This window comes from Arthrobacter sp. KBS0703, from assembly GCF_002008315.2.
Classification (GTDB): domain Bacteria; phylum Actinomycetota; class Actinomycetes; order Actinomycetales; family Micrococcaceae; genus Arthrobacter.
The window spans coordinates 3,856,719-3,870,989 of the sequence record NZ_MVDG02000001.1 but is presented as its reverse complement, the minus strand read 5'-3'; the positions used below and the strand labels follow the sequence as shown (position 1 = coordinate 3,870,989).

14 protein-coding genes and 1 riboswitch are annotated in these 14,271 nt (G+C 66.9%); of the genes, 10 read left to right on the top strand and 4 right to left on the bottom strand.

Translation table 11 applies throughout. The annotated features are described in order from the left end of the window. Positions 1-326 precede the first annotated feature (326 nt). From B1A87_RS17980 to B1A87_RS17945, 9 genes are all read left to right on the top strand, one after another. A complete protein-coding gene (locus B1A87_RS17980; protein WP_144275869.1) occupies positions 327-2,066 on the top strand; it encodes a multicopper oxidase family protein in 1,740 nt (579 codons plus the stop codon). 1 nt (position 2,067) lies between these two features. Further along, positions 2,068-2,892 carry a hypothetical protein gene (locus tag B1A87_RS17975; protein ID WP_078028647.1) on the top strand — a complete coding sequence of 275 codons (825 nt, stop codon included), beginning with the start codon at positions 2,068-2,070 and terminating at the stop codon, positions 2,890-2,892. Between the two features lie 76 nt (positions 2,893-2,968). Next, complete coding sequence (locus tag B1A87_RS17970; protein WP_078028646.1) at positions 2,969-3,613, top strand: LacI family DNA-binding transcriptional regulator; 645 nt, start codon at positions 2,969-2,971, stop codon at positions 3,611-3,613. Between the two features lie 354 nt (positions 3,614-3,967). Next, on the top strand, positions 3,968-4,876 hold the full coding sequence (locus B1A87_RS17965) for an ABC transporter ATP-binding protein (RefSeq protein ID WP_078028645.1): 909 nt from the start codon (positions 3,968-3,970) through the stop codon (positions 4,874-4,876). Continuing rightward, entirely contained in the window at positions 4,876-5,031 is a 156-nt protein-coding gene (locus B1A87_RS24185) for a hypothetical protein (RefSeq protein ID WP_260680932.1), read from the top strand. The genes B1A87_RS17965 and B1A87_RS24185 overlap by 1 nt, the downstream gene beginning before the upstream one ends. A 2-nt stretch (positions 5,032-5,033) precedes the next feature. After that, the gene (locus tag B1A87_RS17960) at positions 5,034-5,846 is read left to right on the top strand and encodes an ABC transporter permease (protein ID WP_260680931.1); all 813 of its coding nucleotides are present in this window, start codon (positions 5,034-5,036) and stop codon (positions 5,844-5,846) included. 41 nt (positions 5,847-5,887) lie between these two features. Continuing rightward, positions 5,888-7,399 (top strand): LLM class flavin-dependent oxidoreductase, encoded by a 1,512-nt coding sequence (locus B1A87_RS17955; protein ID WP_260680930.1) that lies wholly within the window; start codon positions 5,888-5,890, stop codon positions 7,397-7,399. Further along, the gene (locus B1A87_RS17950; protein WP_078028643.1) at positions 7,383-7,889 is read left to right on the top strand and encodes a flavin reductase family protein; all 507 of its coding nucleotides are present in this window, start codon (positions 7,383-7,385) and stop codon (positions 7,887-7,889) included. Before B1A87_RS17955 ends, B1A87_RS17950 begins: the two co-directional genes overlap by 17 nt. Before the next feature lie 99 nt (positions 7,890-7,988). Beyond that, positions 7,989-8,594 (top strand): NADPH-dependent FMN reductase, encoded by a 606-nt coding sequence (locus B1A87_RS17945; protein WP_078028642.1) that lies wholly within the window; start codon positions 7,989-7,991, stop codon positions 8,592-8,594. Between the two features lie 19 nt (positions 8,595-8,613). On the opposite strand, the gene B1A87_RS17940 is transcribed toward B1A87_RS17945, so the two are convergent. Then, entirely contained in the window at positions 8,614-9,639 is a 1,026-nt protein-coding gene (locus B1A87_RS17940) for a bile acid:sodium symporter family protein (RefSeq protein ID WP_078028641.1), read from the bottom strand. Positions 9,640-9,795: 156 nt separating this feature from the next. Here B1A87_RS17940 and B1A87_RS17935 point away from each other — a divergent pair, with 156 nt between their 5' ends. Continuing rightward, the gene (locus B1A87_RS17935; RefSeq protein ID WP_078028692.1) at positions 9,796-10,935 is read left to right on the top strand and encodes a diguanylate cyclase; all 1,140 of its coding nucleotides are present in this window, start codon (positions 9,796-9,798) and stop codon (positions 10,933-10,935) included. A gap of 23 nt (positions 10,936-10,958) precedes the next feature. On the opposite strand, the gene B1A87_RS17930 is transcribed toward B1A87_RS17935, so the two are convergent. From B1A87_RS17930 to B1A87_RS17920, 3 genes are all read right to left on the bottom strand, one after another. Next, positions 10,959-11,480, bottom strand: coding sequence for a hypothetical protein (locus B1A87_RS17930; protein WP_078028640.1), 522 nt, complete (start codon positions 11,478-11,480; stop codon positions 10,959-10,961). Positions 11,481-11,690: 210 nt separating this feature from the next. Further along, positions 11,691-12,473, bottom strand: a complete 783-nt coding sequence (locus tag B1A87_RS17925) for a hypothetical protein (protein ID WP_185982359.1) — start codon at positions 12,471-12,473, stop codon at positions 11,691-11,693. 1 nt (position 12,474) lies between these two features. After that, positions 12,475-12,674, bottom strand: a riboswitch (cyclic di-AMP (ydaO/yuaA leader). Between the two features lie 90 nt (positions 12,675-12,764). Beyond that, complete coding sequence (locus B1A87_RS17920) at positions 12,765-14,267, bottom strand: SulP family inorganic anion transporter (RefSeq protein ID WP_078028638.1); 1,503 nt, start codon at positions 14,265-14,267, stop codon at positions 12,765-12,767. Between the last annotated feature and the right edge of the window lie 4 nt (positions 14,268-14,271).

Here is a 14,271-nt window from a genome sequence, read left to right as displayed (position 1 = left end):
ACGGACGGTGCCACGAAAAAAGCCTCAATTTATCCCCCAAATAAATCGCGCCGCAGTGCCGCGCAGTCTGGCCAGCGGTAACGGATACCCCCTGTAGTAAACCACCCATTCAGGTGGGTGCCCCCGTGGATCGGCCTGTTCCCCAAGGTTTTCAGAAGTCGATCGGCGCACGATGGCCTTGTTCCACTCCCGGATCGGTAGTTGTGCATCAATTTCGTAGTCAGTCTTCTCCGCGGCAGAGCAAGGCTGGCGATAGCCACGGCCACCACATTGAAGCAAACGTGCCCGCAGCCCATACGAACTACCAGGAACTTGGAGGAGAAGTCATGGCAACACGAAGGGACATGCTGAAGCTGAGCATGCTGGGCGGCGCGGTAGCCCTTACCGGGATGAAGGAGGGCCCGGTCCTTGACGGTGTGGCAGCGAGGCGCGGTGCCGATGACAATGAAGCCACCACATCCACGCCGGTCACCACTCCGAGCAAGCTGGCCGCGAAGAACACTCCGGTCCCGTATACCGCCGCCTTCCGCCGTCCGCCGGAACTTGTCCCGTTCTCGACAGGTCGCGACCCTGACGGCCAGCGATTCGCGAAGTATTCGCTGACCCAGAAGCTGGGGCAGGCCCAGATCGCGCCCGGGCTGTCCACCACCTTGGCCGGCTACAACGGGATCTTCCCCGGCCCCACCATCCGCGTTCCGCAAGGCACACGCACGGAGGTCCGGATCAGCAATGCCCTTCCGGGGAGAGGACTGCTCTACACGGAGCCGTCCAACACGGTCACCCACCTTCACGGCTCGGCGTCGCTGCCGCAGTACGACGGCTACGCGAACGACCGCACCGCCCCGGGCAAGGTGAAGAACTACCACTACCCCAACTGGCAGGCGGCCCGGACGCTCTGGTACCACGACCACAACCACATGCTCACCGCGCAGGGCGTCTACTCTGGACTCGCCGCTATCTACACGTTGTCCGATGCGCACGAGCAGGCGCAGCTGCCTCAAGGCGAGTTCGACGTGCCGATCCTGGTCACCGACGTGATGCTGAACGCGGACGGCTCGCTCGGCTACAACGACAACGGGCACTCCGGCCTGTGGGGCGACATCGTGATGGTCAACGGCGTGCCCTGGCCCACCATGAAGGTCAAGCCCCGGATCTACCGGTTCCGGTTCCTGGTCGGCTCCATCACCCGCTCCTACCGGTTCGCGCTGTCCAACGGGGACCCCTTCTACGTGGTGGGCACCGACGCCGGCATGACCCCGAAGGTCCAGGCTGTTTCGTCCTGGCGGCAGGGCACCGCGGAGCGGTACGAGGTTTTGATCGATTTCCGGAAGTACCGGCCGGGCCAGTCAGTGGAGCTGCGGAACCTGAGCAACAAGAACAACGTGAACTACGCCAACACCGGCAAGGTCATGAAGTTCCAGGTCGTGGCGGATTCCCCGTCCCCGGCAGGGTCGAACTCCCGCTCGATCAGTTCCATCCCGTCCACCCTCGACATCGGACCGCACCCGAGCCGGGCCACCGGAGGCCTCGAGACCATGTCGCTGACCCCGGACATGGCCGTGGCCAAGAGGATCCTGCGGGTCCAACGCAAGGGCGGGGAATGGACCATCAACGGCGAAACCTGGGACACGGTGGAAAAGTCCAACTTCACCCGGTGTTTCGCGAACCCGCAGAAGAATCAGGTGGAACAGTGGACCATCGTGAACGAGTCCGGCGGCTGGTTCCACCCGGTGCACATCCACCTGATCGACGGCAAGATCATCGGCCGGAACACCAACGGCGGCAAGCCCTACGCCTGGGAGGGCGGCCCGAAGGACGTCTTCTACGCCGGGGAGAACGAGTCCGTCACTGTCCTCATGCAGTTCGATACCGGCAAGCACGAGGGCGGCCGCTACATGGTCCACTGCCACAACCTGGTGCACGAGGACCACGACATGATGGTCCAGTTCGCCGTGGGGGACCTGAGGAACAACGACCCCATCTACGCCGACCAGCCGGTGACGGAAACGATGCCGCCCGGACGTTTCGCGTCCACGTACAGGGCCGCCTACCCGGCAGGAACCTGAGATGAAGCGCCTTATCCTGATCGCGCCGGCGGTGCTGCTGTCACTCTCACTGAGCGGCTGCACCGGCGGTGCCCAGGCAAACCCGACGGCCAACCCCACGCCCGTCGCCGCGGCGAGCGAGTCCGCCACGGCCACGAAGGTGGGTGCCCAGTCCGAGGAAGGGCAGGACCTCGGCAACGGCCGGCCCAGCGTCAGCTTCGACGGCCTCATGGTCCGGCGCCGGGTGGTGATCGCCGTTCACTCAACGCTGGAGGCCAACGTTGAGGGCATCCGCAAGAAGCTGGACTCCGCTGCGGCGGCCCGGAACACCGTCCTGTCCAACATTTCCCCCGATGTGCTCGAGCCCGCCGTGCTCCAGCAGGTGGTTCCCGAAGTGATTGTGGCCCTTCCGGCCACGGCCAGCGTTGATGACGGCCGCGCCATCGTCACCAAGGCCACTGAAGAGGGCACCGCGAAACTGGGCGTGAACAACTTCTACGTCATCCCCGTGCTGGTGCACGATCTCCGGTTCAGCGTGAAGGCGGCCAACCCCGCCGCGCTGTCGGCTGCCGTGGACCGGGAGGGAATCCTCTCCGATGCGCTGGGGAACTACGACACGTCGGTCAAGGGCGGGGAGCTCAGCATCAGCTACACGGGACCGCTGCTCGGTGATGAGCTGGTGGAGACCGTCCGCGGAGGCATCGCCCGCCAGGCGCACGTTGCGTCATCCACCATTGCCGTGGGACCGAAGTCCACCTCCGGAACCGGCGTGGACATGGCCACCGAACCGCCCTGGGACCCTGAACTGCTTGTAAGCCAAGATGACCACCCCCACACAGACGGCTGAGGCCATCCGACAAGTTCCATCGATCCGGCACACAGCTGCCGGCGCCGCGTAGCGGCGAGAGTGACAGGAGTAGGCAGTGAGGAGCTTATCCAACCCCACCATCCGCGATGTTGCCGAGAGGGCGGGAGTCTCCTTGACCACAGTGTCGTACGTGCTGTCCGGCAGGAGCGGCGGCACGACCCGGATCAGCCAGCCCACCCAGGAACGCGTCCTGGCCGCCGTCGGGGATCTCGGCTACGTCCCCAACCAGGCCGCCCGCGGAATGCGCCGCGGACGGACGGACCTGGTGGCCATCGCCATCGGCGATCTTGAGTGGCCGCCGGACCGGGCGCTTGCCACGGCGGCTGCTTCCATCCTGCCGCGCCACGGCTACCAGCCCGTCATCCTGCTGGGCCAGACCTGGCGGCAGTTCATGCTCTCCGGCGGTGCGGACGGCGTCATTGTGGGCGTGTCCCCGCAGGCAGCCGCCGAGGACGGCACCATCACTGAACTCGCCAGGCGTGGAGTGGCGCAGGTGGTCATCGCGGAAACCATGCAAGCCGAACAGGCCGTCGCACTGCTGATGGACCAGATGGAGGCAAGGGCGCAGCACGACTCCGTGGGCCCGGTTCCTTTGAAGCGGCTCAGCGGTAGCGTCCTGTTTGGCGGCGGTGCGCTGCACGTGCTCCACGAGGTGCTGTCCGCCGTCGACGTCTTCGCGCAGCAACTCCCCGGTCTCTAGGAACCGGCCGCCGGCCGCAGCGTAACAATCGGACCCGCTCGCTGCCCGGCTGCCCGCTGAAGGGCAGGCGCCGCCGGCTGCCGCTGCCCGTCACTGGCCGTAGCGGTCCGAAACATCAGCGTGCCTGCGCGCCCCGAATCGGGCGCAATGCGTCATCCGATGGCGCCGGAAGACGCCCGCTGTTACTCAGTGTTTCTTCACGCGTCCCGTCGCGTCGTGGAGCCGGCTTACCCGGCCGGCGCCGGCAGATTACGCCGCGTTGCCCCTCGTGACCGCGCCCTTCAGGCGGTGATCCATCTCTGCTCTCATGGTGGACACGAACGCATTCAACCACCTGCTGAAGGGAAGCTCACCATGACTTCCGGCACCGCCCCCACCCCGAAAATCAGCCTCCAGAACATCACGAAGAGGTTCACCGTCCGGCCCACCAGGGAGAACCCCGAAGGCACGCTCCTGACAGCCCTCGACGGCATCTCCCTGGACGTCTCCGCCGGCGAGTTCATCACTCTCGTGGGGCCGAGCGGCTCCGGCAAAACCACGCTCCTCGACCTGCTGGCCGGGCTGACGAAGCCGGACGCCGGCAAAGTCCTGGTGGACGGCAGGGAAGTCACCGGACCGGGCCGGGACCGTGCCGTCGTCTTCCAGCAGTATGCGCTCTTCCCGTGGCGGACGGCGGCGGCGAACGTCTCCTTCGGCCTCGAAGGAGCCGGCAGCGACGGGAAACGCTTCAACCGCAAGGATCGCACCGAAAGGGCGCGCGAGTACCTCGAGCTCGTGGGCCTCGGCGGCTTCGAGGACCGGTACCCGCATGAGCTGTCCGGCGGGATGAAGCAGCGCGTCGCCATAGCCCGCAGCCTGGCCTACGAACCGGACGTCCTGCTGATGGACGAACCGTTCGCGGCACTGGATGCCCAGACCCGCGAGCAGCTCCAGGACGAACTGCTGCGCATCTGGGCCGCTACGGGCAAGACCATCATCTTCATCACGCACGGCATCGACGAAGCCGTGTACCTGGGCCAGCGGGTGGCGGTGCTCAGTTCCCGGCCAGGCCGGCTCAAAGAGATCGTGGACATCGACCTGGGCGACCGGTCCGGGGACGAGGACGTGCGCTCGAACGCCGCATTCGTGGAACACCGGCACAAGGTCTGGTCCCTCCTTCACGACGAGGTGCGGCGTGCCCAGGAAGCCGGGCACGCCAAGATCCAGCCGGACGGTTCGGCACCCGATGAAGCAAGAAACATCCCCACAGGAAAGGCAGCCTGATGAGCACGCCAACACTCGCCAAAGACACGACAACCCAGGACGCTCCCGCAACGGGCACTCCTGCGGTGGACGGCTCAGCAACGGACGCCGCGACGCCCGACGCGACCAAAGCCCCGGGCCAGGCGCCCCATGCCCTGTCTCTTATACACATCTAGATGTGTATAAGAGACCCTCACGGTTCCGCCTGGCGGCCCTGACGGCGGGGCGCGCGGCCTGGGGCGCCGGAGCGATCCTGCTGTTCCTGCTGCTGTGGGAGCTGGGCCCCACCTATCTCGCGCCGCCCTCCACGCGCGTCTTCCTTCCGCCCCTGCACGTGGTGCTTCAGGCACTGGGAACCCTCATCGAGAACGGCCAGCTGCAGAACCACCTCGCGGCCAGCCTGACCCGTTCGGCCAGCGGCTTCGGCATCGCCGTGGTGGCCGCCGTCGCCCTCGGCCTGCTGGTGGCGTGGTACCGGTCCCTGGACCGTTTCCTGAATCCGCTGCTGGAAGTGTTCCGCAACACGGCGGCGCTCGCGCTGCTCCCGGTCTTCACCCTGCTCCTAGGCATCGGGGAAACATCCAAGATCAGCATCGTGGCCTACGCCGCGTTCTTCCCGGTCCTGCTGAACACCATCGCCGGCGTCCGGACCGTCGATCCGCTGCTGATCCGGGCCGCCCGCTCGCTGGGGCTGTCGAACTTCCAGCTGTTCCAGAAGGTCATCCTGCCCTCCGCCGTGCCCACCATCTTCACGGGCGTCCGGATGGCGGGGACATCCTCCATCCTGGTCCTGATTGCCGCGGAAATGGTGGGGGCCAAAGCCGGCCTGGGCTACCTGATCGTGAATTCCCAGATGAGCTTCCTGATCCCGGACATGTACGCGGGGATCCTGACTGTTTCGCTGCTGGGCCTGCTGGTCAACTACCTGCTGGTCGCCGTCGAACGCCATTTCTCCCGCTGGCGGACTGCCGTCGGATCCCAGGCCGCGTAAGCGGCGCGCCCATACACGCCCCCCGAACACCAAGGAACGTCATGCCAGAACGTACACCCAGCAACAGCGACGCCGGCGGCGAACGCCAACTGCATCTGAACGCCTTCCTCATGAGCACCGGACACCATGAGGCCTCGTGGCGGCTGCCCGAAAGCGACAGCTTTGCGGGCACCCAGGTGGCCCATTTCCAGCGGCTCGCCCGCACGGCGGAACGCGGAACCTTCGATTCGATTTTCTTCGCGGACTCACCGGTGCTGCACGGGGACGTGCGCCAGCGCCCCTACGGCACGCTGGAACCCACGCTCCTGCTGAGCGCCATCGCCGCCGTGACCAAACGGATCGGGCTGATCGCCACGGCGTCCACCACGTACAACGATCCCTACAACCTGGCCCGGCGCTTCGCCTCGCTGGATCACATCAGCGGCGGCCGGGCAGGCTGGAACGTGGTGACCACGGCCGGAGAGGCCGCGGCGCGGAACTTCTCGCTGGATGACCAGCCCGCACACTGGCGCCGCTACGAGCGGGCCGCCGAGTTCCTTGACGCGTCCCGGAAGCTCTGGGACAGCTGGGAGGACGACGCCCCGGTGGGGGACAAGGCCGCCGGCGTCTGGGCGGACAGTTCCCGGGTCCACGCCGTCAACCACACAGGCCGGTACTTCCGGATCCAGGGCCCGCTGGACGTGCCGCGCCCGCCCCAGGGCCATCCGGTGATTGTGCAGGCCGGCTCTTCCGAGGACGGCAAGGACTTCGCCGCCCGTTACGCCGAAGCCGTGTTCACCGCGCAGCAGACCCTTGCGGAAGCCCAGCGGTTCTACGCCGACCTGAAGCGGAAGACCGCCGCCGTCGGACGGAACCCGGACCACGTCAAGATCCTGCCCGGCATTGTTCCGATCATCGGCTCCACCGAGAAGGAAGCGCGCCGCCTGGAACGCGAACTCGACGAACTGATCCACCCCGAACACGCGCGGAAGCAGCTGGCAGGCATCCTGCGGGTTTCGCCCGAGTCGCTGCCGCTGGACGCGCAGCTGCCGGAGGACCTTCCGTCGGAGGACGAGATCGAGGGCGCCAAGAGCAGGTACACGCTGATCGTGGAGCTCGCCCGGCGGGAGCGGCTGACCGTCCGCCAGCTCATCGGCAGGCTGGGTGGCGGCCGCGGCCACCGCACCTTCTCCGGCACGCCCGAGCAGGTGGCGGATGCGATCCAGGGCTGGTTCGAGAAGGGCGCGGCGGACGGGTTCAACATCATGCCGCCCGTGCTCCCGTCGGGCCTTGACGCGTTCGTGGACCATGTCATCCCGATCCTGCGGGCCCGGGGACTGTTCCGGCGCGAATACACGGGCAGCACCCTGCGGGAGCACTACGGGCTGCCCCGTCCCGCCAGCGTTTTTGCCGACGGCGGTCCCGCCGCGCCTGTTGCGCCGTTCGCCGACGGCGGTCCCGCCGCGCCTGTTGCGCAAGCCGCCCCTGCCGTCCCCGACGGCGCCCCCGAACCGACCGCGACCACCGAACCCGCCACGCCGACGAAAAGAGAATTCGTTGTTTCTGAACCGTGATTTAGACCCGGCCTCCCTCCGCGAAACCTTCGGCCACTTCCCCTCCGGCGTCGCGGCGCTGTGCACGCTCGTGGACGGAGCACCGCAGGGAATCGTGGCATCGACCTTCACCGTCGGGGTTTCGCTGGACCCACCGCTGGTCATGTTCGCGGTGCAGAACAGCTCGCAGACGTGGCCGCTTATCCGGGCAGGCGGCAGGATCGGTGTCTCGGTCCTGGCCGCGGGGCAGACGGACGCCTGCCGGCAGATTGCCTCGAAATCGGCGGACCGCTTCGCCGGCATCGGGCTCACTGCCACCGAACAGGGCGCGCTCTTCCTCAACGACGCCGGGCTCTGGCTGGACTGCTCGGTGGAGACTGAAGTCCCCGCCGGCGACCACGCCGTGGTCCTGCTCAGGGTGCACGGATACTCGGTTACGGACAGCAGCAGCGATCCGCTCATCTTCCAGGGGTCCGAATTCCGGAGCCTGGCGGTGCCCAGTTACGCTTAGCTGAACCGCCCGCATCCCGCAGCCTTCCGGGGAAGAACGGGCCGTGCCCGGTTGTTAATACCTAGTGGCAAGCAAGGTCGCGCCGAGGGGAGGCCTGCCATGACACGGATTGCGATCGTACTGGGAAGCACCCGGCCAGGCCGGCTGGGAAAGGCGGTGGCCGACTGGGTGCTGCTGCGGGCCGCCGAACGCGCCGACGCCCGGTTCGAGCTCCTCGACGTCGCCGACTTTGACCTCCCGCTGCTGGATGAACCGCTGCCGCCGTCGCTCGGCAAGCACGAGCAGGGTCACACCAGGGCCTGGGCGGAAGCGGTGGCCGGCTTTGACGGCTTCATCTTCGTGACGGGCGAGTACAACCACTCGATTCCGGGAGCGCTGAAGAACGCGCTGGATTACCTCTACGCGGAATGGAACAACAAGGCGGCGGCCTTCGTGAGCTACGGCAGCGCGGGCGGCATCCGCGCCGTGGAGCACCTGCGCGGCGTGGCGGCAGAGCTGCAGATGGCCGACGTCCGCGCCCAGGTGGCGCTGCCCCTGGCCACGGAATTCGAGCACTACAGGACCTTCACGCCCTCCGCCGCGGCGGAGAAGAACCTGGCCACGGTGTTCGATCAGGTCATTGCCTGGGCGGGCGCCCTCAAGGCGCTACGGCCGCCGGCCGGGAAGAACGAGCAAGACCGCGGCCACCTGGCGGCTTCCGCCTGAGGTCAGGAACCGCTGAGCCTCAGGAACCGCCGGGCGTGGAGTCCTGGAGGGGCCTCCGGGCCAGCAAGGCGGCCACGATGGCGCCGGAAATGTTGTGCCACAGCGAGAAAACGGCGGACGGAAGCGCGGCCAGCGGCGTGAAGTGGGCGGTGGCGAGTGTGGCCGCCAGGCCTGAATTTTGCATGCCCACCTCAAATGCCAGTGCCCTGCGAGCCTTGTCGTCCAGGCGGCCCAGCTTGCCGGCCAGGTATCCGAGTCCGAGGCCGAAGCCGTTGTGGAGCACGACGGCCAGGAACACGATGCCGCCTGCTGCCACGATCTTGCCGGCACTGCCCGCCACCACTACGGCCACGATGAGGGAGATGACGACGGCGGATGCCCAGGGCAGAGCCGGAAGCGCCTTTGCGACGAGGTTCTTGAGGAACAGCCGTGCCATCAGGCCGGCAATGACGGGCAGGAGGACGGTCTTGACGATGTCCAGGACCATGGCGCCGGCGTCGATGCTCAGGAACGATCCGGCGAGGAAGAGCACCAGTACGGGCGTGACGATCGGGGCGATCAGCGTTGACACGCTCGCCACGGCCACGGACAGGGCAACATCGCCCTTGGCCAGGAAGGCCATGACGTTGGAGGCAGTGCCGGACGGCGCGCAGCCAACGAGGATCAGGCCGACGGCCAGGGCCGGCTCAAGCTGAAGAACGGTGGCGATCAGCCACCCCGCCCCGGGCATGATCACGTAGTGGGCAACGATGCCCAGGACCACAGCCCACGGCCTGCGGGCCACGGCAGCGAAGTCGGGGGGCGTCAGCGTTAGGCCCATGCAGAACATGATGATGCCCAGCAGGTACGGGACGGCGGGGCCGAGGGGCTGGAAGGCGCCGGGGAGCAGGAATCCGGCCACGCCGGCAGCCAGCACCAGCAGCGGGAACACGGTCACGGCAACACGGGCGATCTTGGCCTCTGCCGCGAGGGCCGGATTCAGTGGCTCGACGCCGGCCGCCGTGGCCAACGGAGCAGTTTCGGGGGTCTTTGTTGCCTCAAGCATTCAATAATGCTGGCACTGAACAGCCGCCCCAAACCAATTCGTGACTGATGTCAGACAAATGTGTCGGCCGCGCAGAATCAGTCGGCGGCAGACTCATCGCTGGCGCAGTGCGGGTGCGATACTGGGTTGCACTGGATCGCGATGCAGGGGGCGGAAATGATCCTAGACACGGCAACACTCCGCGTTGCCTTCAGCGTGATGGCTTTAGTCATGGGCATCCTGTTCTACTTCTCCGCGTTCCGCACCACCCGTTCCGCATACAGTGGCTGGTGGTGCGTGGCCCTGCTGCTGTTTCTCGCGGGCGCGGCAAGCTTCCTCCTGGACGGAACACCCCACCAGGTGTGGGCCAACCCGCTGGGAAACGTCCTGCTCATTGCCGGGGTGGCGAGTGTCTGGGCCGCTGCGCGTTCGCTCCGGATGCTTAAATGCAACGTCTGGCTCTCCGTCGCCGTCCCGGGCATCGCGGGCATTGCCGCAGCCCTGGACAATCCGGGATCCAATACATGGGCCGGGGGTGCTGTATTCCTGGGCTCCATGTGCCTCTTCATTGGCCTGGCTTCCCGCGAGCTGTGGCAGCTGGAGCCCGGCTACTCCCGGGTGCGGATACCAACGGCCATAGCTGCCGGAGGCGTCGCCGTCTTCTACGTGGGCCGTCTGGCGATCTTCATCGCGGAAGGTCCGGCCGGTCCGACGTTTGTCACCTACTTCGGATCCTCCGTGACCACGCTAGTCACCATGGTGTTCCTGGTGGTCGGCTCCTTCAGCATGGCCGAACTCAGCACGGAGCAGCAGACGCGGGCACTCCAGACCGTGGCCAGGGAGGACGGCCTGACCGGCCTCCTCAACCGCAGCGCGTTCATTGAGCTGGCGGCGGCTGAGATGGACCGCTGCAGGCAGCTCGACACGTCCGGAACGCTGATCCTTGCCGATCTGGACCACTTCAAGACAGTCAATGACACCTTCGGCCACGCGGCCGGCGACCTTGCCTTGCAGGCGTTCGCCGATGCCTGCAAGGAGACGGTCCGCTCCACGGACCTTGTGGGGCGATACGGCGGAGAGGAGTTCATCCTCATGATCCCGGGCGTTGGTCCGCGCCAGGCCGAGACCATCACCACGGAGATCAGCCGGCGGCTTGCCAGATATGCCATACCGGAGGTGCTCCGGATGCCCACCGTCAGCTACGGCCTCTCCAAATTCACGGCAGGGACGGAAGACCTGGACGAGCTGATCGCCGCCGCCGACGTCGCCCTGTACGAGGCAAAATCGCAGGGGCGGAACCGAACCGTCCAAGGGTGACCGGGCCACGGCCCAGGAAGCCCCTATCCGTCAGACGTGGAGAGGCGCTCCGGCGTCGTGTCGAGCAGAAGGGCCTCCAGTTCCCGGATTTGCTCGTTTGCGCGGTCCAGGAAGCGGTTGACCGTGTCGGGGTCGATGCGCCCGTCCGTGCGGGAGAGGATGATCAGCGACTTCCAGAGCAGGGACTTTCCGGTGACCGCGCTGATGAGTCCTTCGAGGGCGAGCTGACCTGTGGCTCCGTCGGGGGAGTGCAGCGGATTCAGCGGATCCAGTTTGCCGATCTGGGCGCTGATCCACGACAACGGCTTCTTGTAGGCCGGCATGTGCAGATGCATCAGGTCGGAGAACTCGTGGAGCGCTGCCTTGTCCGCGCTCACTTCCGCGGCAAGGTGGCTGAGGGTGGTGCCGTGCGGCGTGCCGTCCCAGGTTTTGGCCGCCTGTTCGAAGAGGCGCTCTCCGGCGGCTGCCGCTATCAGATGGCTGTGCAAGTACGCGGACAACGAATTGTCATCGATGGTTCCGCCGTCGATGTTGCTCTCATTCACGGTCTTTTCCTCCCGGTGGCGGGCCGTCGTAATGGCTGTTCTGTCAGCATACTGATTAGTCCGCGGCTGGTGCAGGGGGATTTGGTGCGCATCCCCGGATGCTGCGGCGGGACAGTGAAAGGGCCGGCGCTCCGCTGCCCCCAAGGCAGCGGAACACCGGCCCTCCACGCGGTGCCCTAAGAGCCCCGCTGAATGCATGTTGTGGCGCTGTTAAGCCGCGGCCCGCACGAACGTGACCGGGCCCGTGGCGGTCAGCCAGGACAGCGGGTGAACCACGGTCTGGTTGGAGCCGTTCATGCCACCGCTGAGAACATTGCCGTTGCCGACGAAGATTCCCACGTGGCCGGACTGGACCACCATGTCGCCGGGCTGGGGGGTGGAGACGACGCTTCCGTAGTTCATGAACTGCATCGGGGCGAGGTCGCCCACCGGGATCCCGGAGGCGCCCAGTGCCTTTTCAACCATGGCGGTGCAGTCTTGGGTGATGCCCAGCTGGGCGTAGGCGGACGAGACCATGGAGGCGTTGACGCTGCCGGCGGCAGCCGCAGGGGCCTTGGCCGGAGCCGCCGCGGCCTGGACGGTGATTTTCGCCGGAGCCGGAGCAGCGACGGGTGCGGCCACGGGCGCCGGAGTCTCTGCCACGGGCGGCGCCTCCACGACCGGGGCTTCCACGACGGGAGCCGGGGTGGATTTTACGATGGGGCGCTCGTAGTCAATCCGGACGCTGGAGTCCGCACTCAGCGGAGCCTGCGCCTGGCTGACAGCCTCGGGTGCCGCGGCGGGTGCGGCGGCCGGGGCCGCGTCCTGCTGTGCGGGTCCGTTGGCGGCATTCGCGGCGATGCTTCCGGTGAAGGCAAGCCCCGACGCCGCGAGGATGACGGCGGTCTGGCGTCCCAGTCCTCCGGCCGTGACGGCGCGGGAGGCCGAAACGAGCGGATTCGAGCGGGTGGCGGCTGCGCGGCGGCGGCCAAGGATACTGTCTCTTATACACATCTGAGCCTCTCCCGATGCCTGCGAGGTGAGCTGTCGGATTCGGATGGGAGACACCCGGCCGCACGTCCTGAACAGAAGCAGGAGCTGCGCGGCTTCACCCCAAGGCCCGTTCAAGCGGGCCGAAAATTGGTTTCCCCGTCTCTGCCGGACATGGTCTGCGAACGGATCCCGGGCTGCGGCAGAGTTAGGCAATCAGCGCGGGAATGCCCTCTTCGGTGAAAAGGGCACCTTTTCCACGGTACGGGAGGCTCTTCCGAATGTCACATTAAGGTAACGGCACCCTGCGGTCCCTTAGTGGCCGGCGTTGAGCTTGCCCGCGAGGCGTTCGCGCATCTGGATGCTGGCCGCATTCAGTCCGATCAGTTCGACGTCCCGGCCGTGCCTGCGGTACTTCTCTGTCACGGCGTCCAGCACAGCGATGGTGGAGGCGTCCCAAAGGTGCGAGGCGTGCAGGTCGATCACCACTCCGGCGACGTGCGGCTCCGAGTCCCGGGCGTAATCGAACTGGGTGTAGAGGTCATTCGACGACGCAAAGAACAGCTCGCCGTCCACGGTGTACGTGGCCACGGTCCGGCCGTTCAGCTCCACCTCGGTCCGTTCCACTGTGGCAAAGTGGGCAACCCGCCGGGCGAACATCGCCATCGCGGCGAGCACCCCGGCGCCGACGCCGATCGCCAGGTTGTGTGTCACCACCACGGTGGCGACGGTGATCAGCATGACGGCCGTTTCGGAGCGCGGCATCCGCTTCAGGGTTTTCGGGGCAACCGAGTGCCAGTCAAAGGTGATGGCCGAGACGAAGATCATCACGGCCACCAGCGCGGCCATCGGGATGAGGCCCACGACGTCGCCCAGCGTCACCACCAGCACCAGCAGGAACGCGCCGGCGAGGAACGTGGAAACCCGGCTCCGCGCGCCGGAGCCCTTGACGTTGATCATGGTCTGGCCGATCACCGCGCAGCCGCCCATGCCGCCCAGGAACCCCGTCACAATGTTGGCCACGCCCTGGCCCCAGGACTCGCGGGTCTTGTTGGAGCGGGTGTCCGTGATGTCGTCCACGAGCTTGGCCGTCATGAGTGATTCCAGCAGCCCCACGAGCGCCATGGACAGTGCAAACGGGGCGATGGTCTGGAACGTCTCCAGGGTCAGCGGCACGTGGGGCACGAACAGCGAGGGCAGGCTTTCGGGCAGCTGTCCCTTGTCCCGGACGGCGGGGACATTGATTCCCGCCAGGACGGCCAACAGGGTCAGCAGCACGATCGCCACCAGCGGCGACGGTACCGCCGTCGTAATCCGGGGAACGCCGACGACGATCAGCAGGCCCGCGGCCACCAGCGGATACACCGGCCACGGGACGCCGATGAGCTCAGGAAGCTGGGCCATGAATACCAGGATGGCCAGGGCGTTGACGAAGCCCACCATCACCGAACGGGGGATGAAGCGCATCAGCCGGGTGACGCCGAGGACCGCCAGGAGGATCTGGAAGACGCCAGCCAGGATCACCGCGGAAATCAGGTAGTCCAGCCCGTGGCTGCGCATCAGCGGGGCGATCACCAGGGCCACGGCGCCGGTGGCCGCGGAAATCATGGCGGGACGGCCGCCGACGAAGGAGATGGTCACGGCCATGGTGAAGGACGCAAACAGGCCGATCCGGGGGTCCACGCCTGCGATCACGGAGAACGCGATGGCCTCCGGGATGAGCGCGAGGGCCACCACCAGGCCGGCCAGGGCCTCGGTTTTGAGCCGGCGCGGGGAGCGCAGTGTTGCCCGGACGGACTGGAGCTGTTCGGGCTTCATGGAT